The following is a 24,245-nucleotide window of genomic DNA, read 5'->3' as shown; positions in this document are numbered from 1 at the left end:
ATGAAAAAAGTACTGATTGCCGCCCTGCTCGCAGGCATGAGCCTCTCCGCTTCCGCCGCGCAGACCATTCGTTTCGCCACCGAGGCCTCCTACCCTCCGTTTGAGCTGGTGGACGCCAACAACCAGATCGTCGGTTTCGATGTGGATCTGGCTAACGCGCTGTGTAAAGAGATCGATGCCACCTGTACCTTCACCAACCAGGCCTTTGACAGCCTGATCCCGGGGCTGAAATTCCGCCGTTTCGACGCGGTCATGGCCGGGATGGACATCACGCCTGAGCGTGAAAAGCAGGTACTGTTCTCCACCCCGTATTATGACAACTCGGCGCTGTTCGTCGGTCAGCAGGGCAAGTTCACCAGCATTGATCAGCTGAAGGGCAAAAAAGTGGGCGTACAGAACGGTACCACGCACCAGAAATTTATCACCGATAAACATCCGGAAATCACTACCGTCCCTTACGACAGCTACCAGAATGCGAAGCTGGATCTGCAGAACGGTCGTATTGACGCGGTCTTTGGTGATACCGCCGTGGTCACCGAATGGCTGAAGAGCAATCCGAAGCTGGCGGCCGTGGGCGATAAAGTGACCGACAAAGCCTATTTCGGCACCGGGCTGGGCATTGCCGTGCGTCAGGGCAACACCGACCTGCAGCAGAAATTTAACGCTGCGCTGGAAAAAGTGAAGAAAGACGGCACTTACCAGACCATCTATAACAAATGGTTCCAGAAGTAAGACTGAATGAACGAAATTTTTCCATTAGCAAGCGCCGCCGGGATGACCGTCGGCCTTGCCGTTTGCGCGCTCGCCATCGGCCTCGTCCTGGCGATGCTCTTCGCGGTACTGGAGTCAGTGAAATGGCGCCCGGTAGCCTGGCTTGCAACCGGCATTGTGACCATCCTGCGCGGACTACCTGAAATTCTGGTGGTGCTGTTTATCTATTTTGGCTCGTCCCAGCTGCTGCTGACGCTCTCTGACGGTTTTACCATCCCACTCGGGTTCACCCAGATCCCGGTGCAGATGCAGATTGAGAACTTTGACGTCAGTCCGTTCCTCTGCGGGGCGATCGCCTTGTCGCTGCTGTATGCCGCCTACGCCTCGCAAACGCTGCGCGGCGCGCTGAAAGCCGTTCCGCAGGGTCAGTGGGAGTCCGGCCAGGCGCTCGGGCTGTCGAAAGCGGCCATTTTCTTCCGCCTGGTGATGCCTCAGATGTGGCGCCATGCGCTGCCCGGTCTCGGCAACCAGTGGCTGGTGCTGCTGAAGGACACCGCGCTGGTGAGCCTTATCAGCGTCAACGATCTGATGCTGCAGACTAAAAGCATCGCCACCCGCACTCAGGAGCCCTTTAACTGGTATATCATTGCCGCGGCAATCTATCTCGTCATCACCCTGTTGAGTCAATACATTCTTAAGCGGATTGACCAGCGTGCGACGCGCTTCGAACGGAGACCAGGCTGATGCTCGACTACTTACCCGAACTGCTGAAAGGACTGCATACCAGCCTGACGCTGACCGTGGCGTCGATTATCGTGGCGCTGATCCTGTCGCTGATCTTTACCATTATCCTGACGCTGAAGACGCCGGGGCTGGTGTGGATAGTGCGCGGCTACATCACCCTGTTTACCGGTACGCCGCTGCTGGTGCAGATCTTCCTGATCTACTACGGCCCAGGACAGTTTCCTTCGCTACAGGAATATCCCTGGCTCTGGCACCTTATCTCCGAGCCGTGGCTGTGCGCCCTGATCGCCCTGTCGCTCAACAGCGCCGCCTATACCACCCAGCTGTTTTATGGCGCCATCCGGGCGATCCCCGACGGGCAATGGCAGTCGTGCAGCGCGCTGGGGATGAGTAAAAAGGATACCCTGGCGATCCTGCTGCCGTATGCCTTTAAGCGCGCGCTGTCGTCCTATTCCAACGAAGTGGTGCTGGTCTTTAAGAGTACCTCTCTGGCCTACACCATCACCCTGATGGAAGTGATGGGACACGGCCAGCTGCTGTACGGACGGACCTACGACGTGATGGTGTTCGGCGCCGCCGGGATTATCTATCTCATCGTCAACGGGCTGCTGACGCTGCTGATGCGGCTGGTGGAGCGCAAAGCGCTAGCCTTCGAGCGGCGTAATTAGCGCCTGGCGTATTTTGCATAAGAAGTGAACAACAAGACGGACAAGTCTAATACCTGTCCGTCTTTTTTTATATTAAATAAAATACTTAATCATTTTTATTGCATATAAATTCATTTAATGGCATTGTCACCCTATGCCGCAGACACGGCGAATAATCATAAGATTGACAGACGGGAGTTCCACGATGAAAAAGTTAGTTCTGGCTGCACTGCTCACCACGTTCACCTTCGGCGCCGCCGCCGCGGAGAAAATCAGCTTCGGCGTGTCCGCGACCTATCCGCCGTTTGAATCGATGGACGCTAATAACCAGATTGTCGGCTTTGATATCGATCTGGCCCATGCGCTGTGCAAACAAATGCAGGCAGAATGCACCTTTACCAACCACGCGTTTGACAGCCTGATCCCGGCGCTGAAGTTTAAGAAGTATGACGCGGTGATTTCCGGAATGGATATTACGCCGGAGCGCAGCAAACAGGTCGCCTTCACCGACCCGTACTACGCCAACTCCGCGCTGGTGATCGCCAAAAAAGACGCATTCCACTCGTTCGATGATTTGAAAGGCAAACGGATCGGCATGGAAAACGGCACCACCCACCAGAAATATCTGCAGGATAAACATCCTGAGGTGAAGACCGTCGCCTATGACAGCTACCAGAACGCGATTATCGATCTGAAAAATGGCCGTATCGACGGCGTGTTCGGCGACACGGCGGTGGTCAACGAGTGGCTGAAAACCAACCCGCAGCTGGGGGCAGCCACGCCGAAAGTGACCGACCCGCAATACTTCGGCACCGGCCTTGGGATTGCCGTGCGCCCGGATAACAAGGCGCTGCTGGAGAAACTGAACGCGGCGCTGAAGGCGATTAAAGCCGACGGTACCTACCAGAAAATCAGCAACCAGTGGTTCCCGGAGTAACTTTTTTGCCGGGTGGCGCTGCGCTGACCCGGCCTACACTTTCCCCGTAGCCGGGTAAGGCGTAGCCGCCACCCGGCAATTTCTCAAAGTGGCACGAAGAACCTGAACCGCGCCCCGCTTACCGACTCCACCAGCCTGATCCCGCCCCCGTGCAGCTCCAGCATTCGTTTCACAATCAGCAGCCCTAACCCGCCGCGATCCTCCCGCGACGCCTGGGCAGACAACGCCGACGGCCGCTGGAACAGATCGTCGCGCAGCGCGGCATCGACGCCCGTTCCGTTGTCAGCCACTTCGACCTGGATCTGTTGATTCTCCTGCCAGACCGCCAGACGAATCTCCCCGCCGACGGGAGTATGCCGCATGGCGTTGTCGAGCAGGTTGGTCACCACCCTCTCAATCATCGACACATCGGCGTTAACCAGCGGCAGCGGCCCCGGCACATCAATTTGCAGGTTCACCTCGCGCGTGCGGGCGGTTAATTCAAACTTCTGCGCCACGTCGGAAATCAGCTCCCCCATCGCGAAACGCTCGCGCTGCGGCTTAATGCCCCCGTGCTCCAGTCGCGCCAGCTCAAACAGCTGCTGCGAAAGATGGCGCACTTTGTTGCCCTGGCGCAGGGCGATGGTGAGATACTGCCTGCGCTCCTCGGCGGTCAGCCGTTCGTCCTTCAGGGTCAGCGTTTCCAGATACCCCAGCAGCGAGGTGAGCGGCGTACGTAAATCGTGGGAAATATTGGCCACAAATTCGCGGCGCTGGCGGTCGCTGTCGGCCAGCCGATCCCACTGACCGGCTATCTGCCGGGCAAGGTCAATAAAGCGATTTTCGAGCACCGCCACCTCGTTACCGGGATGGGGCTCCGGCGTGCGGGCCGCCAGGGTTTTGATGGCGCTGATGCTGTCCCGATCGTTCGCCGCCACCTGGGCGGTGAGCTGGCGGACCGGCCGGGTCACCCAGAACCATGCCAGGCCTCCCGCCAGCAGGCCAAACAGAGTCACCAGCAGCAGGGTCCACAGAACAATGCTCCACAGCGTTTTTTGCCAGGCGTCGGCCGCCAGCTGATTAAAGGTCTCCCCCTGCAAAATGATATACAGGTAACCGCGCAGCTGGCCGTCGACGCGCAGCGGGGCGGCGCTGAAGACTTTTCGCCCGTCAAGGCTGCGAGGATCGTCGCCATACACCGGCGACGTACTGCCGGTGAGAAAAACCTGCACCGGCGCCATGTCGATCCGCTGGCGTTGGATATGTCCCGGCGGCGCCGCATCGGCCAGCAGGTCGCCATCCGGCGACAGCAGATAGAGCTCCACGCTGGGATTAAAGGTCATCAGACGGTCAAACAGCGACTTCAGGGTTTGCCGGTTGACCTCGCCATGGGCGTCCAGCAGCGGTTCGCGGGCCACAATTTGCTGAGCCAGCCCGGCGGAGAGGCGCTGCACCATGGCGTTGCCATACTGCGCGCTGCTGTGTAACTGAACGACGCACACCGCCGCCGCGCACAGTATCAGCAGGGAGACCACCACCAGCGCCAGCCGCTGGCTGAGGCTCAGGCGGCGGATCACGGGGCGGCCTCTTGCGTCACCGGGGCGAACTTATAGCCTTTGCCCCAGACGGTCAGAATGATGTCCGGCTCGGCCGGGTCACGTTCGATTTTGCTGCGCAGGCGGTTGATATGGGTATTGACCGTGTGCTCATAGCCCTCGTGCTGATATCCCCAGACCTGCTCCAGCAGCGCCAGCCGCGAAAACACCTCCCCGGGATGGCGGGCAAAGTAATACAGCAGCTCGAATTCGCGCGGCGTGAGGTCCACCAACTCGCCGCGCAGCCTCACTTCGCGGGACAGCGGGTCGATGCTCAGACCATGGCAGGACAGGCGCCCGGCGTCCATCAACAGGTTCTGCCCCATCGCCTCCTGGCGACGAAACAACGCTTTAACGCGGGCGATAAGCTCCAGCAGCGAAAAGGGTTTCGCCAGATAGTCGTCGGCGCCCATCTCCAGCCCCAGCACGCGGTGCATTTCGCTGGTGCGAGCGCTGATGATGATCACCGGCAGATAGCGGGTCATCTGGCGGATACGCCGGCAGATCTCCAGGCCATCGACGCCGGGCAGCATCAAATCGAGGATCACCGCATCCCAGACCCGCGTTTCCAGCCGGGCGAGAGCCTGGCTGCCGTCGGCCTCATGCACAATCTGATAGCCCTCATCCTGAAGATTGAGCCGCAGCAGCGTGGCAATATCCTCATCATCTTCCACCAGCAGAATGGTTTTGGCCATTAGATTCCCCCCACCAATAACAAAACATGCTGCGTCAAGCTTACCCGATTTCTGCGACGCAAAGCCTTCACATTTTGTTTAAACTTCGCGGACCAGCAGGGACAGCACTTCGTAGTGGGCGGTGTGGGGGAACATATCAAACAGCTGGACCCGCTCGACGCGATAGCCGCTAAGAAGAGCCATGTCGGTCGCCATGGTGCGGGCGTTACAGCTGGAATAGATAATATAGGGCGGCGCCATGCGGCTTAAATAGTCGCACAGTTCGGCGCCAATGCCGCGACGCGGCGGGTTGACCAGCACCAGCTGCGGGATATCCGCTTCATGCGTGGCGAACTGCGTGGAGTCCAGCGCCTGAAAATGCAGATTGCTGAGCCCCAGCTGCGCGGCAGACTGCCTGGCGCAGGCGATGGCTTCCGGGGCAATCTCTATACCGGTCAGGCGCATCGCCGGCGTCGCGCAGTGCAGGCCGAAACCCCCGACGCCGCAAAACAGATCCCACATATGCTGGACCGGCAGCGCGCGCACCCAGTCGCGGGCGGTGGCGTACAGCCGGCTGGCTACCGTCGGGTTAGTTTGAAAGAAGCTTTGCGGGCGGATCCACAGCGGCACCTCATTAAAGACCTCCCCCAGCGCCTGCTGTTCGGTGAAGAAGATCTCCTGCTCGCCTTCCATAATAGCCATATGCACTGGCTGGATATTCGCCGTGATCACCTTAAGCTGCGGCAACTGTGCCTGTAACCAGGGCAGCGCGGCGCGCAGCTGGGCCAACTTGGCCTCTGAGCGCAGCACGAAGCGCAGCATCATCTCCCCTTGCTGGCTGGCGGTTAGCAGCAGATATTTCAGCTCCCCGCGCTTGCGCGCGACGTTGTAGGGGGTTAACCCGGCGCGGGCGATAAAGGGCTTCAGGACGGCAAACACCGGCGCAAACTCGGCGGGATAGAGCGGGCAGTCGGTGAGATCCACCGGGGTGCCGTCGCGGTGCAGCATCCCCAGCAGCGGACGCTCAACGCTGCCGCTGACCACCATTTTGGCCTTGTTACGGAAAGCCGCCTCCGGCCCGCTGACCGGCTCGCCCCAGTCGGCGACAGGGATCGCTGCCAGCAGCGTGCGCAGGTCGGCCATTTTATCGGCGAGCTGTTGCGGAACCGACCGTTCCAGCCATTGACAGGAGCGGCAGCGGCCGGCGTCGTAGAGTGCGCAATGCATAATTGACCTTCAAAATTCCAGGGGCGGGGATTGTATCACCGTTATTGCAGGCGGAAAAACCGGCGGCAGTTCGCGGGCACAAACAGCAGCGTCAGGACCAGCAGATCCGGCAGTTTTTGCATCACCAGCGAGTGGAAGATCTCCCGTTTGGATTCGCCGGGAATGCTGAACAACTCCGGATACCCGTAGCCCAGCGACGCCGCCCACAGGTAGCCGGCGGCTATCATCTGCGTCAGCAGATAGACCCAGCGCGCCCAGTTGCGCCCTTTCACCAGCGAGAAGGCGCACCAGATTTCGATAAACACCAGCGCCAGGCTGCCGAGGAAGACCAGCGTCAGGTTCCAGGTCTGGACGCTACGGTGTATGAATTCGTTCAGCCCCTGCAGGCCCAACAGATTGAGGATCATCAGCAGATCCAAACCGCGAATCAAAATAATCGCAAAGGCCGCCACCTGCACCAGCGCAGGGACGTTAAGGCGGGCATGCGATGAGCGAGTTTTCGTAAACAATCCCAACGTAATGTCTTCCATGAAAACGGCGCCACAGGGTGGCGCCGACCGGAGGCTGCTGTACCGATTTTAGGTGGTTCAGCCTTGTCTTGCACGCTGGATATCGCGCACTCGCTGCTTTTCTGCGCGGGCCATCAAATACCAGGCGATAAAACCAACAATACCGACCACGCCAAGGATGAGCGTCGCCAGGGCGTTGATCTCCGGGTTGACCCCCATGCGCACGCTGGAGAAGACCAGCATCGGCAAGGTCGTGGCCCCGGGACCGGAGACAAAGCTGGCGATCACCAGGTCATCCAGCGACAGCGTGAAGGCCAGCAGCCAGCCGGAGATCACCGCCGGCATAATCATCGGCAGCGTGATGACGAAGAAGACCTTCAGCGGCGCGGCGCCCAGATCCATCGCCGCCTCTTCGATCGAGTGGTCCAGCTCACGCAGGCGCGAGGAGATCACCACCGCCACGTAGGCGGTACAGAAGGTGACGTGCGCCAGCCAGATGGTCAACATCCCCCGATCCGACGGCCAGCCGATGGCGTGACCCAGCGCCACGAACAGCAGCAGCAGCGAGAGCCCGGTGATCACGTCCGGCATGACCAGCGGCGCGGTGATCATAAACGCGAAGCCGTTGGAGCCGCGAAAACGCCCAAAGCGCACCATCACCACCGCGGCGATGGTGCCCAGGATCGCCGCCGCCGTCGCCGCGCAGGCGGCGATAGTCAGGCTCAGCCCCACCGCGCTCATCATCGCGTCATCGTGGAACAGTTCGCTATACCAGCGCGTCGACCACCCGGCCCAGACCGTCACCAGCTTTGAGCTGTTGAACGAGTAGATCACCAGCATCAGCATCGGGGCATAAAGGAAGGTGAATCCGAGCACGAGGATCAGAATGCGCCACGGCGAGCGTACTACAGGCAAGTCGTTCATCCCTGCTCCCCCATCTGTTTTTGCTGGTGCTTGTGGAACCACATGATCGGCACAATCAGCAACAGCAGCATGACAATCGCCACCGCCGAGGCGACCGGCCAGTCGCGGTTGTTAAAGAACTCCTGCCACAGCACGCGGCCAATCATAATGCTGTCCGGCCCGCCCAGCAGCTCCGGGATCACGAACTCCCCCACCGCCGGGATAAACACCAGCATGGAGCCAGCGATAATCCCCCCTTTGGTGAGCGGAACGATCACCTGAAAGAAGGTCTTCAGGGGCCGGGCGCCGAGGTCCAGCGAGGCCTCCACCAACGAATAGTCGATGCGGGTCAGCGCGGTGTAGATAGGCAGCACCATAAACGGCAGATAGGCATAGACGATACCGATATAAACCGCCAGGTTGGTGTGCAGGATCTCCAGCGGCTGATCGATAACCCCTAGCCACAGCAGGAAGTTATTCAACACCCCGTTGCTCTTCAACAGCCCCATCCAGGCATAGACGCGGATCAAAAACGACGTCCACGACGGAAGGATCACCAGCAGCAGCAGAATATTGCGCGTCGATGGCTTGCTGTGCGCCACCGCCCAGGCCAGCGGATAGCCCAGCAGCAGGCAGCAGAGCGTCGAGATGCCCGCCACCTGCAGCGACTGGAGATAAGCCTCGAAATAGAGCGGATCGTCGGTCAGCTGCAGGAAGTTGGCAAAGTTAAGGGTCAGCGTCAGCTGGCCATCCGCCCACTCCATCAGATCGGTGTAGGGAGGGATCGCCCGCGCCATCTCGGCAAGACTTATCTTGAACACGATCAGGAACGGCAGCATAAACAACAGGATCAGCCACAGATAGGGCAGCGCGATCACCAGCTTGCGGCCATGCGCCATCTGCAGGCGCGCCACCCACAGCGCGAAGCCGCCCGGTTTTTTCGCCCCTGACGGGGATTCAACGGTACTCATCGCCCTCTCCTTACACCGTCAGTACAACGCAGCTGTCCGCATCCCAGCATAAACGCACCTCGTCACCCCAGGTGGGCGTCCCTTTCCGATGGCGGTGCTCATTCTGCAGCTGGGCGCTGATCATCTGCCCGCTTTGCAGGCGCACATGATAGATAGAGAGATCCCCCAGATAGGCGATATGAATCACCTCGCCGACGGCAAAATTGTAGCCATCCGCCGGCGGCTCATCGCACAGCATGATCTTCTCCGGACGCAGCGCCACCCATACCGGCACGTTGTCCACCACCGAGGCGTCGGGGTCAACCTTCAGCGGATGCATCAGGCCCGGCGAGCTCAGCACCAGGCCATCTTCGAGGCGCTCTTTCACCAGTCCTTCAAAGACGTTCACCGAGCCGATGAACTCGGCGCTGTAGCGGGTGGTCGGGTGTTCGTAAATCTCTTCCGGTTCGCCAATCTGCACAAACTTGCCGCGGTTCATGATGGCGATACGGCCCGCCATGGTCATGGCCTCTTCCTGATCGTGGGTCACCATCACGCAGGTCACGCCAACGCGCTCAAGAATATCCACCACCTCCAGCTGCATGCGATCGCGCAGCTTTTTATCCAGCGCCCCCATCGGTTCGTCGAGCAGCAGCAGCTTAGGTCGTTTCGCCAGACTGCGCGCCAGCGCGACACGCTGGCGCTGGCCGCCAGAGAGCTGGTGCGGCTTACGTTTAGCGAACTCCTGCATGTGCACCAGAGCCAGCATCTCCTGCACCCGGGCGGTGATTTCCGCCTTCGGCAGACGATCCTGTTTCAGGCCGAAGGCGATATTCTGCTCAACGGTCATATGGGGAAACAGGGCGTAGGACTGGAACATCATATTGATAGGCCGCTGATAGGGCGGCACGCGCGCCAGATCCACGCCGTCGAGCATAATCTGTCCGGCGGTCGGTTGCTCAAAGCCCGCCAGCATGCGCAGCAGGGTCGATTTCCCGCAGCCTGATGCGCCCAGCAGAGCAAAAATTTCGCCTTTGTAAATAGTGAGACTGACATCGTCGACAGCATGCTGGCCGTCAAACGACTTGGTTAAGTTACGGATTTCCAGCAGCGGGGTCAGCGCTTTGGGGGCTTTCGCCTGTGGGCGGGGCATTACGTCGTTCAATCGGGTGCTCTCCGGCAAAAAAACGATCACCATATGGTCCGGTGCCATACTTCGTGCTTAACAGTGCATGTGCACCATCCTGGTGCTTCTGCTCGCCGGGCGCGCTGCCATTTCCCGGCGAGTGCCGTTCTGATTCGGCCCGCTTACCGGGCCGTCAGAGTTTATTTACCGCTCTTCACTTTGGTCCACGCGCGGGTACGCACGCGGTCGATCTTCGGATCCTGCACCTTCAGCGTGAACAGTTTGGCGAACACATCCGCTGGCGGATAAATCGCCGGGTTGTTACGGATAGTCTCGCTGACCAGCGGCGTGGAAGCCTTGTTGCCGTTGGCGTAGAACACCTGGTCGCTGATTTTGGCGATCACATCCGGGCGCATCAGATAGTTAAGGAACTGATAGGCCTCATCTTTATTTTTGGCGTCGGCCGGCATGGCAAAGACGTCAAAGAACGCCAGCGCGCCCTCTTTCGGAATAAAGTAAGAGACGTTGACGCCGTTCTTGGCCTCTTTCGCACGGTTTGCCGCCTGCCAGACGTCCCCTGCCCAGCCGATCGCCACGCAGATGTCGCCATTGGCGAGGTCGTTAATATATTGCGAAGAGTGGAAGTAGCGGATGTTCGGCCGCAGCTTCAGCAGCAGATCGGTAGCCGGACCGGTGTAATCATTCGCTTTGCTGCTGTTCGGATCCTTGCCAAGGTAGTTCAGCACAGTGGCGAAAATCTCTTCCGGCGCGTCGAGGAAGGAGACGCCGCAGCTTTTCAGTTTTTCAAGATTCTCCGGCTTCAGCACCAGATCCCAGCTGTCCACCGGCGCATCTTTGCCGAGGACGGCTTTCACTTTATCCACGTTATAGCCAATGCCCGTCGTCGCCCACAGGTAAGGCATAGCGTATTTATTATCCGGGTCATGCTTGGCGACCAGCTTCAGCACTTCGGGATCAAGGTTCTTCCAGTTGGGCAGCTTGCTCTTATCCAGCGGCTGGAACACCCCCGCCGCCAGCTGGCGCTCAAGGAAGCTTGCCGACGGCACCACCAGATCGAAACCGGTGCTGCCGGCCATCAATTTGCCTTCCAGCACTTCATTGGAATCAAAAACGTCATACACGACTTTAATCCCGGTCTCTTTTTCGAAATTGGCCACAGTGTCCGGCGCAATATAATCAGACCAGTTATAGACATGCAGGGTTTTTTGTTCGGCGGCGAGCGAACCGGCAGAGACGGCCATCAGCGCACCCGTAACCAGACCTGTTAACCATTTTTTACCAAAGGCGGTCATATCTCTTTTCCTTCTCAACGCCCGTTAACTTACGGGCTCAAATATACGCATTTCTACGCATGCAAAAATCATGCATATTTTTTCATTGCCTGAGAAAAGGAGAGCGGATCTCTCCCGGAGTGGTTGCTCGCAACTGGAAGCATCGCCAGAATAACTGTAGCCAGAATAAGAGGCTATAGCCCAGGTAAAAAAACGCCTTTTATCAAATTTTTATGCAGTAACGGTCTACGTGATAAGCCAAAACGGCCTGAATGGCGGTGAATAATGCTTTAAAGAAAGGTTAAATACAGAATAAAAGCGGGTAATACGCAGCCGCTGCGGTAGTGGCTGCGCTAATTTTAGGCAGGTTTAGTGAAGAAAATGGTATTGCACGTTTTCCGCGGCCGGCTCTTCTTCTTCGCCTTTGTACAACAGCTGATTGGCGCCGGCTTCGAGGATCACCATCGAGATCTGCTCCTCGCTTTGGCGGAAGAACCAGGCGAACTGCTCCATGGTCACCCCAGGACCGATAGACAGCGACTGGCAGACCACCAGCTTGGGCAAATTATCGTCCTGAATGTCGATAAACGCCTTCACGGTTAACGAGCTGGCGTTGATGGCCGAGAGATCCGCTGACAGCGCCAACAGAGCTGTCGGCTTCACCTCCGCCAGGGCGGAAAAGAGCACCACGTTGTCCACCAGGTCAATTTTGGCATCAAAAATACCGTCGAAATTCTGCATATGCGGCAGGTGCAATGCCTGGCAGGAATCGCACTCAAAAAAGCTGATGCCGATCTCATCCAGCCAGCGACGTAGCGTATCCAGACCTGGAACGACCAGTGAATCCATAGTGCCTGTGACCTCTTACAGTGGAAAAACGACGCCATAGCTTACGCAAAAAAAGCGCCGCATACCATGGCCGTCTTGCATCCGGCGGTTAGCCGCCTATTTTCAAACAGAATTCCGGTGTCGCCTGGCGCTCGATCCAGGCGATCATCCTGCTGGCGATGTCCACACCGGAGGTGGTTTCCACCCCTTCCAGCCCGGGCGAGGCATTTACCTCCATCACCAGCGGCCCGCGGGTGGCGCGTAAAATATCGACACCGGCGACGTCCAGCCCCAGGGTTTGCGTCGCCTTGATGGCGATGGCCCGCTCCTCGTCGCTAATCTGCGCCACCGAGGCCATGCCGCCGCGGTGCAGGTTAGAGCGAAAATCGCCCTCTTTCGCCCGCCGTTCGATCGCCGCCACTACCTCATTGCCGACCACCAGGCAGCGAATATCGCAGCCTTTCGCCTCGGCAATGTACTCCTGCACCAGGATGTGGGCGTTCAGCCCGCGAAAGGCGTCTATCACGCTCTCCGCCGCCTGACGGGTCTCCGCCAGCACCACGCCGATCCCCTGGGTGCCCTCCACCAGCTTCACCACCAGCGGCGCGCCGCCGACCATGGCGATCAGATCGCTGGTGTCATCGGGGGAGTGAGCGATGCCGGTCAGCGGCAGATCGATGCCCTGGCGCGCCAGCAGCTGCAGCGAGCGAAGCTTATCGCGAGCGCGGGTAATAGCGACCGATTCGTTCAGCGGATAGCTTCCCAGGAGCTCAAACTGTCGCAGGGCAGCGGTGCCATAGTAAGTGATCGCTGAGCCAATGCGCGGGATCACCGCATCAAAGTGCGGCAGCTGGCGACCTTTGTAGTGGATCGACGAGGCCACCGGACTGACGTTCATATAACAGGAAAGCGGATCGAGGATCTCGACCTGATGCCCGCGCTGTTGCGCCGCTTCGCGCAGGCGTCGACATGAATAAAGCGTTCCATCCCGGGATAATATGGCAATTTTCATCCTGCACCTCTGCAAAAAGACCCGCTCTGGCGGGCCTCAGCTATCGAACACATTTTCACCTTTCCTGCCGCCAGCGGTGGATACCACCTGGCCGGAGCAGCAGTGTACACGTAATCAGCGCGTTGCCCACCCCTGCTTATGCAGATAGTCGAGAATAAACGGACGACTCTCTTTCACGATAGTGCGACGGATATGATCGCTCCAGGTATCGCGGCGGGCGTTGCTGCCGCGCGACAGATAATAGTGCGCCAACTGGTCGTCATACTCCGCCAACAGCGCGTTATCCAGCGGCTGATAGCGGTTCTCATGCACCAGCATGGCGGCCGGCATCCGCGGCTTGATGTCCGGGTTATCCGCCGGCCAGCCAAGGCAAAGGCCGAACAGCGGCAGGACGTGCTTTGGCAGCTCCAGCAGCTCGGTCACCGCCTCGATGCTGTTGCGCAACCCGCCGATATAGACGCCGCCCAGCCCGAGGGACTCGGCGGCGGTCAGCGCGTTCTGCGCCAGCAGCGCCGTATCGACAACGCCGATCAGCAGCTGTTCCGCCAGCCCCAGCTCCGCCTGCGGGCAGATCTGCAGGTGGCGATTAAAGTCGGCGCAGAAGACCCAAAACTCCGCCGCCTGGGCGACATGCTGCTGGCCGCCGGTCAGCGGGACCAGACGTTCACGCAGGGCCGGGTCAGTAATACGGATGATGGAGGTGCACTGTAAAAAACTCGAGGTAGATGCCGCTTGCGCGCTGGCGATAATCGCCGCGCGCTGTTCGTCGCTCACGGGCGCATCGGTGAAGTGGCGGATAGAACGGTGGCTGCGCAGCAGCTCAATGGTCGGCGTCATTTCGTTTTTCTCTGTCAGACAAGGATTCAGGCTCAGGAGAGTGGGTTAACTGCGGGGCCACGATCTGCGCCATCCGCCACATCACGACGATGGCGGCGGGGATCATCAGCACGATCCCGACAAAGAGCATCACCAGCGCCGCGGTCGGGCTGGCAATGGACGCAGGCAGCTGGACATACTGGTTAAGTGAGAGCCAGGCAAGGGTTAACAGCCCCATCCCGAGGATCTCAACCAGCAGAATGCTTTTCGGCAACGGGGCAAATTTTCGCATCACGCCTCTCCGGTTGATAAACGCAACGCGCCAGCCAATGCCGCCGCGCCGCCGGGTCAGTATACGGGTTTTGATAGTAAGACATTTATCAAACATAGCCGTAAACCATCGAAGCAAAAGGCAGAACCTGCTTTCCCTCACCGGCCAATGCAGGCATCATAAGCGCCATTCGCCATCCGGCTGAGGTTTAAGGAGAGAAGCAATGTTTACCGTTATTTTTGGTCGTCCAGGCTGCCCTTACTGTGTTCGCGCCAAAGAGCTGGCCGAAAAACTGACCAACGAGCGTGATGATTTTAACTACCGTTACGTGGATATTCACGCCGAAGGCATCAGCAAAGCTGACCTGGAAAAAACCGTCGGCAAACCGGTTGAAACCGTACCGCAGATTTTCGTCGACCAGAAACACATCGGCGGTTGCACCGATTTCGAAGCCTGGGCGAAAGAGAACCTTGGCCTGTTTGCCTGAGTAAATTTATTTGCTCGATGAATGACTGCGCCAGGTATCAAGCCAGGCGCAGATAAACAAAAAGCACAACGCCCCCAGCGCACACCAGAACACCGCGCTCAGTACCCACGCCATCTCCTGCCAGAACGTCCGGTGCGTGACGAAAAACAGCCGCATCGTCACCATGCAGACCGGCGCCGCCAGCATCGCGCCGAGCAAAGGACGCAGCACCCGCCGACCGGGAGAGAGACAGCTCGCCGCCGCTCCTGGCAGCAAAAAGAAGAGCAGGCCCAGCTCCGGGTTGCCGCTGGCGCGAAAGGCCCCTTTCATATGTAACAACAACGATAAGCACACCACAATGAACAGAACGAAGCCACAGATAATGCCGGCCCAACTACGCTCAGATTTCACCGTATCCTCCTGATGTTGCCTCTAACTCACGTCCACGTCGCCCAGTCAGATAAAGCATTTCGGCAATCCATGCCAATAACTCCCCTGCCAGCCTGAAAACGATTGTCACTAGCCGCCGCATCCAGGAAGGATTAAACTAGCGGGTATATTTTTGCTGGTTATAACAGGGTGCCAGAATAGGTTCGCGACAACGCGAACGCCTGAGCAACCTTAGACCAAATAACCATTTCCTTCAACAACTTACTAGTAAACGAGAAGTTGGCTTTCGTGAATATAAACGTCGCAGATTTGTTAAACGGGAATTACATCCTGTTATTATTCGTTGTACTTGCATTAGGACTATGCCTGGGAAAACTGCGTCTCGGCTCAGTACAACTTGGTAATTCCATTGGCGTTTTAGTCGTTTCTCTATTATTAGGTCAGCAGCATTTCGCGATTAACACCGATGCCCTTAATCTCGGCTTTATGCTGTTTATTTTTTGCGTCGGCGTGGAAGCCGGTCCTAACTTTTTTTCGATTTTTTTCCGTGACGGGAAAAACTATCTGATGCTGGCGCTGGTGATGGTCGGCAGCGCGATGCTGATCGCCATGGTGTTGGGTAAAGTGTTCGGCTGGGATATCGGGCTCACCGCCGGTATGCTGGCGGGGGCGATGACCTCCACCCCGGTGCTGGTGGGCGCGGGGGACACTCTGCGCCATTTCGGCCTGCCCAGCGATCAGCTGGCGCAGTCGCTTGACCATCTGAGCCTCGGCTATGCCCTGACCTACCTGGTTGGTCTGGTGAGCCTCATCGTCGGCGCCCGCTATATGCCCAAGCTGCAGCATCAGGATCTGCAGACCAGCGCCCAGCAAATCGCCCGCGAGCGCGGCCTCGATACCGATTCCAAACGTAAAGTTTACCTGCCGGTGATCCGCGCCTATCGCGTCGGCCCGGAGCTGGTGGCGTGGGCGGATGGCAAAAATCTGCGCGAGCTGGGCATTTATCGCCAGACCGGCTGCTATATCGAACGCATCCGCCGCAACGGCATTCTGGCCAACCCGGACGGCGACGCGGTGCTGCAGATGGGCGACGATATTGCGCTGGTGGGCTACCCGGACGCGCACGCTCGCCTCGACCCGAGCTTCCGCAACGGTAAAGAGGTGTTCGACCGCGATCTGCTCGACATGCGCATCGTCACCGAAGAGATTGTGGTCAAAAACCACAACGCCGTCGGCCGCCGCCTGGCGCAGCTCAAGCTCACCGACCACGGCTGCTTCTTAAACCGGGTTATTCGCAGCCAGATCGAGATGCCTATCGACGACAACGTGGTGCTGAACAAAGGCGACGTGCTGCAGGTCAGCGGCGACGCCCGCCGCGTGAAGACCGTTGCCGATCGCATCGGCTTTATCTCCATTCACAGCCAGGTGACCGACCTGCTGGCCTTCTGCGCCTTCTTTATCGTCGGCCTGATGATCGGCATGATCACCTTCCAGTTCAGCTCCTTCAGCTTCGGCATCGGCAACGCCGCCGGCCTGCTGTTCGCCGGCATCATGCTTGGCTTCCTGCGCGCCAACCACCCAACCTTCGGCTATATCCCGCAGGGGGCGCTGAACATGGTGAAAGAGTTTGGCCTGATGGTGTTTATGGCCGGGGTCGGGCTCAGCGCCGGGGCCGGGATCAATAACGGGCTGGGCGCCGTCGGCGGCCAGATGCTGGCGGCAGGGCTTATCGTCAGCCTGGTGCCGGTGGTGATCTGCTTCCTGTTTGGCGCCTATGTGCTGCGCATGAACCGGGCGATGCTGTTCGGCGCCATGATGGGGGCGCGCACCTGCGCCCCGGCGATGGAGATCATTAGCGATACCGCGCGCAGCAACATTCCGGCGCTCGGCTATGCGGGCACCTACGCCATCGCCAACGTGCTGCTCACCCTCGCCGGGACGCTCATCGTGATCATCTGGCCGGGGCTACAATAAATTTTTTGCGAAAAAAGCCGCCACAGGTAGAACTTTTTCTCAGGGCATCAGTCATAAGTAATGCCACTGCTTTTCTTTGATGTCCCCATTTTGTGGAGCCCATCAACCCCGCCACTTCGGTTCAAGGTTGATGGGTTTTTTGTTGCCTGCGTTTAGCCATTCCGGGTGAAACGCCGCCTCAGCACTCCTCTTCCTGCGCCCTCTCCCCCGCCAGCTGCCCGACCATCATGCGGATCGCCGCCTTCGACAGCGGCGCGCGGTCGGTGACAAAGTGCAGGGTCATCCCTTCAATAAAGGCGTCGAGGCCGCGGGCGGTGTCAGGGGCAAACCACTGCTCCAGCGTCTGCTGGCTGCGCCGCATCCAGTTCTGCATCACCGCCTTCAGCGCTGGCTGGCTGCTACAGAACGCATACAGCTGGTACATCAGCTCCATATTGCGCGCCGTGGTCACCTGGGCGCTGAAGATCAGCTCCGCGATGGCATCGCAGGCTTGTTGCCGGTTCGCTACCCCGGCGAAGCTTTGCTGATACTGCGCCGACATCTCGGCGGTAAACAGGCTGAACGCCTCCTCGATCAGCGCCTCGATGCCGCTGAAATAGTAGGTCAGCGACCCCAGCGGCACATTCGCGAAGGTGGCGATTTTACGGTGCGTCACCGCATGGACGCCGTGCGCCGCGATGGTGTCCAGCGTCGCCTGCAGGATGCGCTCGCGGCGCTGCGGATCGTTCGGTCTACGGGCCATGATTTTCCTCTTCCGGTTTATGTACAAATGTACACATGCTTGCTACTGTTGTCTTCATTCTTCTCCTTTAAGGCGTTTACGGATGACGACGCAATCTTCGCGCAGAGCGCTCCAGCTTCGACTGTGGGCGCTGTTTATGTTCTTTTTCATCCCTGGCTTATTAATGGCCTCCTGGGCCACCCGCACGCCGGCGATCCGCGATCTGCTGGCGCTTTCTACCGCAGAGATGGGCGTCGTGCTGTTTGGCCTGTCGGTGGGGTCGATGAGCGGTATTCTCTGCTCGGCGTGGCTGGTGAAGCGCTTTGGCACCCGCAAGGTCATCCGCACCACCATGTCCTTCGCCGTACTCGGCATGCTGGTGCTCAGCCTGGCGCTGTGGCTTGCCTCCGCCCCGCTGTTCGCCTTCGGTCTGGCCATCTTTGGCGCCAGCTTTGGCTCGGCAGAGGTCGCCATTAACGTCGAAGGCGCGGCGGTTGAGCGGGAGATGAATAAAACGGTGCTGCCGATGATGCACGGCTTCTACAGCTTTGGCACCTTGTTCGGCGCCGGGGTGGGCATGGCGGTGACCGGGTTCGGCCTTCCCGCCGCCCCGCATATCCTGGCGGCCGCGCTGGTGGCCATCCTGCCCATCGCCATTGCTATCCGCGCCATTCCGGAGGGTACCGGTAAAAATGCCGCCGAAGCCGCCCACGGCGAGGCGAAAGGTCTGCCGGTATGGCGCGATGCGCAGCTGCTGCTTATCGGGGTCATCGTCCTGGCGATGGCCTTCGCCGAAGGCTCAGCCAATGACTGGCTGCCGCTGCTGATGGTGGACGGCCACGGCTTTAGCCCCACCTCCGGCTCGCTGATCTATGCCGGCTTCACCCTCGGCATGACGCTGGGCCGCTTTACCGGCGGCTGGTTTATCGATCGCTACAGCCGGGTGACGGTGGTTCGCGGCAGCGCGGTGATGGGCGCTCTGGGCATTGGCCTGATTATCTTCGTCGACAACCCCTGGGTGGCGGGCATTTCGGTACTGCTGTGGGGCATTGGCGCCTCGCTCGGCTTCCCGTTGACCATCTCCGCCGCCAGCGATACCGGTCCGGATGCCCCTAAGCGCGTCAGCGTGGTGGCGATTACCGGGTATCTTGCTTTCCTCGTCGGGCCGCCGCTGCTGGGCTTCCTCGGCGAGCATTTCGGCCTGCGCAGCGCCATGATGGTGGTGCTGGGCCTGGTGATGGTGGCGGCGCTGGTCGCCCGCGCGGTGGCTAAGCCACAGTCTGAACCCGTTATGGAGAACAGCTAATGAGCATCAAACTGATTGCGGTGGATATGGACGGCACCTTTTTAAGCGATGCCAAAACTTACAACCGGCCGCGCTTCCTCGCCCAGTATCAGCGAATGCGCGAGCAAAACATTCGCTTCGTGGTCGCCAGCGGCAACCAGTACTACCAGCTGATCTCCTTCTTCCCGGAGATCGCCCACCAGATCGCCTTCGTGGCGGAAAACGGCGGCTGGGTGGTGAGCGACAATGAAGACGTCTTCAACTGCCAGCTGCCGGTTCACCATTTCAACGCCGTGGTCGACCATCTGCAGACGCTGCCGAATATCGAAATCATCGCCTGCGGGAAGCGCAGCGCCTACACCCTCAACCGCTACAACGACGCGCTGAAGACGGTGGCGGCGAAGTATTATCACCGCCTTGAACTGGTGGATGATTTTAACCATCTCGATGACACCATCCTCAAATTTGGTCTCAACGTGCCGGACCGCCTGATCCCGGAAATTCAGCCGAAGCTGCACGCGGCGCTGGGGGACATGGTGACAGCGGTAGCCACCGGCTACGGTAGCATCGACTTAATTATCCCGGGGGTGCACAAAGCCAACGGCCTGCGTATTTTGCAACAGCGCTGGGGTATTGAAGATCACGAGGTGGTGGCGTTCGGCGACAGCGGCAACGATATCGAAATGCTGCAGCACGCCGGATTTGGCTTCGCCATGGCCAACGCCCGGGAAGACGTCAAAGCCGTCGCCCGCTATCACGCGCCGCACAATAACGAAGAGGGTGTTCTGCAGATTATCGATAAGGTATTGGATCGCGAAGCGCCATTCGCCTGATAAGACCCGGATGCGAGCGCATCCGGGTTTTCAACCGGTTATCCCTGCTGCGAATTGCCGACGCTTTTATCTTTCAGGAAGTAGATCATCAGCCCCAGCCACAGTACCCCGCCCAACAGGTTAAACAGGCTGAACAGCCCGTTGCCGCCGAGCTCGTAAGCATGTTTGCTGAGCTCGATGCCGACGGTGAAGATCAGCATCTGCAGCATCCCCATCGCCGCCGAAACCGTGCCTTTGCTCATCTCGCTGGCGAACAGGGTTAAGCGCACCAGGCCGGCGTTCGCCAGGCCAATCCCGAAGGCGTAGAAGCTCAGACCGGCGGTCATCCACAGATAGGCGTGGGAAGAGACCACCGTCGCCGCCGCGGAGAGGAGCAGGCCAAACACGATAGGCCAGCCGCCCATGATAATCAGCGAGCGCACGGTACGGCGCGAAGTCAGGCGCGCCAGCACCAGGTTGCCGGCAATCAGCGCGCCGAAAATCGGCACCTGCAGCATGCCATACTCATAGCTTGTCGCCTGTTCGCCGCTGATAATAATCACCGGCGACTGGGCGATCCACGCCAGCAGCGGCAGGCTGACAAAGCCGGTAGCCAGCGCACCGGCGACGAAGCGCAGGTTCTTTAGCACCAGCCGATAGTCGCGGCCCAGCTCTTTGACCGACAGCTTTTCACCCAGTCGCGTCGCGGTTTCCGGCATCGCCCGCTGCAGGCCGACAAACGAGATAGCCGCCAGCACGGCGAACAGCACGAACATCATCTCCCACGGCAGGATATGCACCCAGGCGGCGCCCACCAGCGGCCCCAGCAGCGGGGCAATCAGCGCCACGTTGGCCATCAGGGCGGTGATTTTAATACACACCGCCTCCTCAAAGGACTCCTGGATCGCCGCGTAGCCGACCGCGCCGATAAAACACAGGCTGATCCCCTGCAGGAAGCGCAGCAGGGTGAACTGTTCAATGGTCTGCGCCAGCAGCGTCGCCAGGCAGGTGACGATAAACCACACCACCCCGGTCAACATCACCGGACGGCGGCCAATACGGTCCGACAGCGGCCCTAGCAGCCACTGTAGAAACATGCCGCCGGCCAGATAAGCGGTCATCGAGGTGGGTACCCACTCGTTGCCCACCTGAAACTCCTGAACCACGGCCAGCATACCCGGCTGGATCATATCGTTGCCGATATAGGTGGAAAACTCGTACAGCACCAGACATAGCGGGAACAGCAGCGCCTGCCTTCCGAGGCGGCGACCTGAAAGCGAATAATTTTGCATGAAATCTCTTATCTATCAAAAATCGCGCAAAGTGTAATGAAACTCCCGGCGCGGAGATAGTGAATTGTGGGTGACACCGCACAATATTGCGAGTTGCGCGCCAGCATCAGGGCTCGCCTTAGCAATTCACTCTGCGTATATATTCCGTTTATGTTTCAGCCATGTGACAAAGGATATACTGACGCTTTTCAGGGGGTTAGCGCCGCACCTCAGAAGGCGACATTTCTTAACAACCTGATATTTAAGACAATACTGCTTTATCTCCGCACCGCTTTTATTTAGGGTAAGCGGCTTATTTGCTATCGGACCAACGAGCCTGGAAGTCTATGCTGGAAAATATTAACTACGCGCTGTTCGCCCTGCTCAACGCGACCCCGGCCTCGCCGCAGTGGGCCATTGAGGTGGCGATTTTCATCGCTAAAGATCTGATTCTGATCGTGCCCCTGCTGGTGGTGACCTTGTGGCTGTGGGGGCCTGCCCAGCGGCAGATGGTGTTTAAGCTGATGCTGGCGCTGAGCATCAGCCTGACCGTCTCATGGGCGATCGGCCACCTCTATCCGCACGATCGGCCGTTTGTCGCTGGCGTGGGCTATAACTTCCTGCACCACGCGGCGGACGATTCCTTCCCCAGCGACCACGGCACCGTCAGCTTTACCTTTGCCCTGGCCTTCCTGTTCTGGCACCGCGTCTGGTCCGGCGCCCTGCTGATGGCCCTTGCCGCCGCCATCGCGTGGTCCCGCGTCTATCTCGGCGTCCACTGGCCGCTGGATATGGTCGGCGGCCTGCTGGCCGGGATGTGCGGCTGCCTTGGCGCGGCGCTAATCTGGCATACTGTCGGCTCGGCGCTGTACCGTCAGCTGCAGCGCCTCTATCGCCTCTGCTTCTCCCTGCCGATCCGCAAAGGCTGGGTGCGCGGCTAAACGCCGACCGTCGCGGCGGCGACCGCGTGACTAACCCGCAAGCGACAGGTAAAATCCCGCTAACGCCCTGCCTCCGCAGGGCGATTTTAGCGCAGAGGGAATATGGAAACTCGCCGTGACGAACGCATCAGTCAGCTCATTCAGGCACTCAAGCGCAGCGATAAGCTGCATCTGAAAGAAGCGGCATCCCTGCTCGGGGTGTCGGAAATGACCATTCGTCGCGACCTCAACGGCCACAGCGGTCCGGTCGTGCTGCTCGGCGGATACATTGTGCTGGAGCCGCGCAGCGCCACCCATTACCTGCTCAGCGACCAAAAAACCCGGCTGGTCGAGGAAAAACGCCGCGCCGCCCGCCATGCGGCCGCGCTGCTGGAGGCCCATCAGATGGCCTTCTTCGACTGCGGGACCACCACCCCGTGGATCATCGACGCCATTGACGACGCTCTGCCCTTCACCGGCGTCTGCTACTCCCTGAACACCTTTCTGGCCCTGCAGGAAAAGCCCCAGTGCCGCGCGGTCCTGTGCGGTGGGGAATTTCATGCCAGCAACGCGATTTTTATGCCGCTGAGCCTTGAGGATACCCTCAGCCATCTGAGCCCTGACATCGCCTTTTACTCGGCGGCGGGCATTGACTGCGAGCAAGGGGCAACCTGCTATAACCTGGAGGAACTGCCGGTCAAGCACTGGGCGATGCGACACGCGCGCTACCACGTGCTGGTGGTAGACCACAGCAAGTTCGGCAAAGTGCGTCCGGCGCGCATGGGGGCGTTAGCAAAGTTTGATGTGATCGCCAGCGATATCTGCCCGGATGACGAGCTGGTCGCGCTGGCGAAGGCGCAGCAGATTTCGCTGCTGTACTGAACATGAACGGACCGCGCCCCGCCGGGCGCGGTCATGACATCAGGAGAACCAGCTGCCGAACCAGCCGTGCAATTTCATCAGTACGAAGTCGATCATTCGGCTGAAGAAGCCACCTTCTTTCACCGGCTCCATGACGATCAGCGGGCGCTGCTCGATGGTTTTATCATTCAGCTTAAAGTCGATAGTCCCGACCACCTGCCCCTTCTCCAGCGGCGCGGTAAGCTGCGGCTGGTTTAAGGTGTAGCTGGCTTTCAGGTTTTTCAACTGCCCCTTCGGCAGGGTGATAGAGCCCGCTTCGCCAGCCCCCAGTTTCGCTTCGCTGCTGTCGCCAAACCACACGCGCTGAGTGACGAAGGTGGCATCCGGTTTAATCGGCGTCACGGTTTCATAGAAGCGGAAGCCCCAGGTCAGCAGTTTTTCTGACTCGTTAAAACGAATGCGGTCGGTTTTGGTCCCCAGCACCACGGCAATCAGACGCATATCGCCCTGCGTGGCCGAAGAAACCAGGTTATAGCCGGCCCCGGCGGTGGTCCCGGTTTTCACGCCATCGGCGTTGAGGTTGGTGCTCCACAGCAGACGGTTACGGTTTGGCTGACGAATTTTATTAAAGGTGAACTCTTTCTCTTTATGTACCGCGTACTCTTCCGGTACATCGTGGATCATCGCTTTGGTCAACAACGCCATATCGCGAGCGGTACTGAACTGCCCCGGCGCATCAAGGCCGTGAACGGTCATAAAGGTGGTGTTGGTCAGCCCCATTTTTTTGGCGTAGCCGTTCATCAGGCTGACGAAAGCATCCTGGCTGCCCGCCACGTAGTCCGCAATGGCAATGCTGGCGTCGTTACCGGACTGAATGATGACCCCTTTGTTCAGATCTTCCACGGAAACCTGCATGCCGGGCTTGAGGAACATCACCGATGAGCCGCGCAGCGCCGGGTTGCCGGTCGCCCAGGCATCGCGTCCGACGGTCACCATATCGGTCAGTTTAATTTTTCCCGCTTTTATCGCCTGCCCCACCACGTAGCTGGTCATGATCTTCGTCAGACTGGCCGGGTCGAGTTTTTCATCGGCATTGCCTTCGCTCAGCACCTTCCCGCTGGCGTAGTCCATCAGGATCCAGGCGCGAGCGTCAATCGAAGGGGCGTCGGGGAGTTGTTCTGCAGCCTGCACCGCAGGTGCGACAAGAAATAACAGCGCGCAACCTGCCGCGAGGCCGCGAAGGGAAAAAGCGTCATGCATCATAAGAGCCACCCAAGTATCCTTTCCAAACAAAATATGCCGCGCCACTCTGACCGCGCCGCAG

General features: G+C 59.2%; 26 protein-coding genes. 10 read left to right on the top strand and 16 right to left on the bottom strand.

Annotation, left to right across the window (positions count from 1 at the left end):
* The 4 genes from artI to artJ all read left to right on the top strand — a co-directional run bounded on the left by artI (nucleotide 1) and on the right by artJ (nucleotide 3,039).
* On the top strand, nucleotides 1-732 hold the full coding sequence (gene artI, locus ABLV64_RS23775) for an arginine ABC transporter substrate-binding protein ArtI (RefSeq protein ID WP_002896390.1): 732 nt from the start codon (nucleotides 1-3) through the stop codon (nucleotides 730-732).
* A 6-nt stretch (nucleotides 733-738) separates the two neighbouring features.
* The gene (artQ, locus tag ABLV64_RS23770) at nucleotides 739-1,455 is read left to right on the top strand and encodes an arginine ABC transporter permease ArtQ (RefSeq protein ID WP_023288989.1); all 717 of its coding nucleotides are present in this window, start codon (nucleotides 739-741) and stop codon (nucleotides 1,453-1,455) included.
* Nucleotides 1,455-2,123 carry an arginine ABC transporter permease ArtM gene (gene artM, locus ABLV64_RS23765; RefSeq protein WP_004201338.1) on the top strand — a complete coding sequence of 223 codons (669 nt, stop codon included), beginning with the start codon at nucleotides 1,455-1,457 and terminating at the stop codon, nucleotides 2,121-2,123. The genes artQ and artM overlap by 1 nt, the downstream gene beginning before the upstream one ends.
* Before the next feature lie 184 nt (nucleotides 2,124-2,307).
* Entirely contained in the window at nucleotides 2,308-3,039 is a 732-nt protein-coding gene (artJ, locus tag ABLV64_RS23760) for an arginine ABC transporter substrate-binding protein ArtJ (RefSeq protein WP_004201336.1), read from the top strand.
* A gap of 83 nt (nucleotides 3,040-3,122) precedes the next feature.
* On the opposite strand, the gene ABLV64_RS23755 is transcribed toward artJ, so the two are convergent.
* The 12 genes from ABLV64_RS23755 to ABLV64_RS23700 all read right to left on the bottom strand — a co-directional run bounded on the left by ABLV64_RS23755 (nucleotide 3,123) and on the right by ABLV64_RS23700 (nucleotide 14,242).
* Nucleotides 3,123-4,595: an ATP-binding protein gene (locus ABLV64_RS23755; protein WP_004201335.1), complete on the bottom strand. Its 1,473-nt coding sequence runs from the start codon at nucleotides 4,593-4,595 to the stop codon at nucleotides 3,123-3,125.
* The gene (locus ABLV64_RS23750) at nucleotides 4,592-5,308 is read right to left on the bottom strand and encodes a response regulator transcription factor (protein ID WP_004201334.1); all 717 of its coding nucleotides are present in this window, start codon (nucleotides 5,306-5,308) and stop codon (nucleotides 4,592-4,594) included. Before ABLV64_RS23750 ends, ABLV64_RS23755 begins: the two co-directional genes overlap by 4 nt.
* 78 nt (nucleotides 5,309-5,386) lie before the next feature.
* A complete protein-coding gene (gene rlmC / locus ABLV64_RS23745; RefSeq protein ID WP_064189331.1) occupies nucleotides 5,387-6,514 on the bottom strand; it encodes a 23S rRNA (uracil(747)-C(5))-methyltransferase RlmC in 1,128 nt (375 codons plus the stop codon).
* A 41-nt stretch (nucleotides 6,515-6,555) separates the two neighbouring features.
* Nucleotides 6,556-7,044, bottom strand: a complete 489-nt coding sequence (locus ABLV64_RS23740) for a YbjO family protein (RefSeq protein ID WP_004201332.1) — start codon at nucleotides 7,042-7,044, stop codon at nucleotides 6,556-6,558.
* Nucleotides 7,045-7,101: 57 nt separating this feature from the next.
* Nucleotides 7,102-7,947, bottom strand: coding sequence for a putrescine ABC transporter permease PotI (gene potI, locus ABLV64_RS23735; protein WP_002896372.1), 846 nt, complete (start codon nucleotides 7,945-7,947; stop codon nucleotides 7,102-7,104).
* Nucleotides 7,944-8,897, bottom strand: a complete 954-nt coding sequence (potH, locus tag ABLV64_RS23730; RefSeq protein WP_017899417.1) for a putrescine ABC transporter permease PotH — start codon at nucleotides 8,895-8,897, stop codon at nucleotides 7,944-7,946. Before potH ends, potI begins: the two co-directional genes overlap by 4 nt.
* A gap of 10 nt (nucleotides 8,898-8,907) precedes the next feature.
* The gene (gene potG / locus ABLV64_RS23725; RefSeq protein WP_002896370.1) at nucleotides 8,908-10,041 is read right to left on the bottom strand and encodes a putrescine ABC transporter ATP-binding subunit PotG; all 1,134 of its coding nucleotides are present in this window, start codon (nucleotides 10,039-10,041) and stop codon (nucleotides 8,908-8,910) included.
* Nucleotides 10,042-10,202: 161 nt separating this feature from the next.
* On the bottom strand, nucleotides 10,203-11,315 hold the full coding sequence (gene potF / locus ABLV64_RS23720; RefSeq protein WP_004201329.1) for a spermidine/putrescine ABC transporter substrate-binding protein PotF: 1,113 nt from the start codon (nucleotides 11,313-11,315) through the stop codon (nucleotides 10,203-10,205).
* Between the two features lie 348 nt (nucleotides 11,316-11,663).
* Nucleotides 11,664-12,143: a YbjN domain-containing protein gene (locus tag ABLV64_RS23715; protein WP_017899416.1), complete on the bottom strand. Its 480-nt coding sequence runs from the start codon at nucleotides 12,141-12,143 to the stop codon at nucleotides 11,664-11,666.
* 88 nt (nucleotides 12,144-12,231) lie between these two features.
* Nucleotides 12,232-13,134 carry a 30S ribosomal protein S6--L-glutamate ligase gene (rimK, locus tag ABLV64_RS23710; RefSeq protein ID WP_004201328.1) on the bottom strand — a complete coding sequence of 301 codons (903 nt, stop codon included), beginning with the start codon at nucleotides 13,132-13,134 and terminating at the stop codon, nucleotides 12,232-12,234.
* A gap of 114 nt (nucleotides 13,135-13,248) precedes the next feature.
* The gene (gene nfsA / locus ABLV64_RS23705; protein WP_004201327.1) at nucleotides 13,249-13,971 is read right to left on the bottom strand and encodes a nitroreductase NfsA; all 723 of its coding nucleotides are present in this window, start codon (nucleotides 13,969-13,971) and stop codon (nucleotides 13,249-13,251) included.
* The gene (locus tag ABLV64_RS23700; protein ID WP_032455809.1) at nucleotides 13,955-14,242 is read right to left on the bottom strand and encodes a YbjC family protein; all 288 of its coding nucleotides are present in this window, start codon (nucleotides 14,240-14,242) and stop codon (nucleotides 13,955-13,957) included. The genes nfsA and ABLV64_RS23700 overlap by 17 nt, the downstream gene beginning before the upstream one ends.
* A 202-nt stretch (nucleotides 14,243-14,444) precedes the next feature.
* Between ABLV64_RS23700 and ABLV64_RS23695 the strand changes: the two genes are divergently transcribed.
* Nucleotides 14,445-14,708, top strand: a complete 264-nt coding sequence (locus tag ABLV64_RS23695; protein ID WP_002896352.1) for a GrxA family glutaredoxin — start codon at nucleotides 14,445-14,447, stop codon at nucleotides 14,706-14,708.
* Between the two features lie 6 nt (nucleotides 14,709-14,714).
* Here the strand turns inward: ABLV64_RS23695 and ybjM are convergent, their stop codons facing one another.
* A complete protein-coding gene (gene ybjM / locus ABLV64_RS23690; protein WP_004201325.1) occupies nucleotides 14,715-15,098 on the bottom strand; it encodes an inner membrane protein YbjM in 384 nt (127 codons plus the stop codon).
* A 267-nt stretch (nucleotides 15,099-15,365) separates the two neighbouring features.
* Between ybjM and ABLV64_RS23685 the strand changes: the two genes are divergently transcribed.
* Nucleotides 15,366-17,051, top strand: coding sequence for an aspartate:alanine antiporter (locus ABLV64_RS23685; RefSeq protein WP_004179131.1), 1,686 nt, complete (start codon nucleotides 15,366-15,368; stop codon nucleotides 17,049-17,051).
* 178 nt (nucleotides 17,052-17,229) lie between these two features.
* On the opposite strand, the gene ABLV64_RS23680 is transcribed toward ABLV64_RS23685, so the two are convergent.
* Complete coding sequence (locus tag ABLV64_RS23680; protein WP_080828291.1) at nucleotides 17,230-17,793, bottom strand: TetR family transcriptional regulator; 564 nt, start codon at nucleotides 17,791-17,793, stop codon at nucleotides 17,230-17,232.
* A gap of 82 nt (nucleotides 17,794-17,875) precedes the next feature.
* Between ABLV64_RS23680 and ABLV64_RS23675 the strand changes: the two genes are divergently transcribed.
* Both ABLV64_RS23675 and ABLV64_RS23670 read left to right on the top strand, forming a co-directional pair.
* Complete coding sequence (locus ABLV64_RS23675) at nucleotides 17,876-19,078, top strand: MFS transporter (protein WP_017900139.1); 1,203 nt, start codon at nucleotides 17,876-17,878, stop codon at nucleotides 19,076-19,078.
* Nucleotides 19,078-19,890: a Cof-type HAD-IIB family hydrolase gene (locus ABLV64_RS23670; RefSeq protein WP_017900140.1), complete on the top strand. Its 813-nt coding sequence runs from the start codon at nucleotides 19,078-19,080 to the stop codon at nucleotides 19,888-19,890. The genes ABLV64_RS23675 and ABLV64_RS23670 overlap by 1 nt, the downstream gene beginning before the upstream one ends.
* Nucleotides 19,891-19,928: 38 nt before the next feature.
* On the opposite strand, the gene kdeA is transcribed toward ABLV64_RS23670, so the two are convergent.
* Nucleotides 19,929-21,161: a multidrug efflux MFS transporter KdeA gene (gene kdeA, locus ABLV64_RS23665; protein ID WP_004201293.1), complete on the bottom strand. Its 1,233-nt coding sequence runs from the start codon at nucleotides 21,159-21,161 to the stop codon at nucleotides 19,929-19,931.
* A gap of 326 nt (nucleotides 21,162-21,487) precedes the next feature.
* Between kdeA and ybjG the strand changes: the two genes are divergently transcribed.
* Nucleotides 21,488-22,081, top strand: coding sequence for an undecaprenyl-diphosphate phosphatase (gene ybjG, locus ABLV64_RS23660; protein WP_004201292.1), 594 nt, complete (start codon nucleotides 21,488-21,490; stop codon nucleotides 22,079-22,081).
* Between the two features lie 102 nt (nucleotides 22,082-22,183).
* Nucleotides 22,184-22,942 (top strand): DNA-binding transcriptional repressor DeoR, encoded by a 759-nt coding sequence (gene deoR, locus ABLV64_RS23655; protein ID WP_004151717.1) that lies wholly within the window; start codon nucleotides 22,184-22,186, stop codon nucleotides 22,940-22,942.
* A gap of 39 nt (nucleotides 22,943-22,981) precedes the next feature.
* On the opposite strand, the gene dacC is transcribed toward deoR, so the two are convergent.
* Nucleotides 22,982-24,184: a serine-type D-Ala-D-Ala carboxypeptidase gene (gene dacC, locus ABLV64_RS23650; RefSeq protein WP_004201290.1), complete on the bottom strand. Its 1,203-nt coding sequence runs from the start codon at nucleotides 24,182-24,184 to the stop codon at nucleotides 22,982-22,984.
* Between the last annotated feature and the right edge of the window lie 61 nt (nucleotides 24,185-24,245).

The sequence above is a fragment of the Klebsiella sp. JB_Kp031 genome, assembly GCF_040064295.1.
Lineage (GTDB): Bacteria > Pseudomonadota > Gammaproteobacteria > Enterobacterales > Enterobacteriaceae > Klebsiella > Klebsiella quasipneumoniae.
This window is presented reverse-complemented; position numbering and strand designations above follow the sequence as displayed.